Consider the following 461-nt stretch of genomic DNA (forward strand, 5'->3'; position numbering starts at 1 on the left):
TAATAAGTATCTTTATATTGACTAGACCCTGACAACGTATGCATATACATTGGGTTGTAGTTAATCCAGATTTTATCGGTTAATTCAATTTTTGAGTACATACCCACAACAGTGAAAGTACCTGGAATTTCATAACCTTTGTCATCACCACTAAAATCATTAGCAATAGTGATACCCGCACCAGCTAAAGGAAATAGCTGCAACATACCAAACTTAGGTAGACCTTGAATAAAGCTATAAGATGCATCTAATTTATCGTTATCAACGTCGTAGTTTACATCTAATTGACGGCCTAGACCTTTTGCGACTTCTACTTGGAAATTACGTAGTCGGAAAGAGTCAATGCTGTCATCAACGTTGGCATATATTGGATCGTCATTGTCGCGAATGCCAAATAGCTCACCACCAATGCCTTTCATTTCAATGATGTTCATCGCCATGGTACCAGGCTGGCTAGATTG

At 38.4% G+C, this 461-nt stretch carries 1 pseudogene; it reads right to left on the reverse strand.

The annotated features are described in order from the left end of the window. Positions 1–461: pseudogene (locus IQR33_RS27990) on the reverse strand (hypothetical protein); the annotation flags it as partial.

The sequence above is a fragment of the Vibrio sp. OPT46 genome, assembly GCF_015163535.1.
GTDB classification, from domain to species: Bacteria; Pseudomonadota; Gammaproteobacteria; order Enterobacterales; family Vibrionaceae; genus Vibrio; species Vibrio alginolyticus.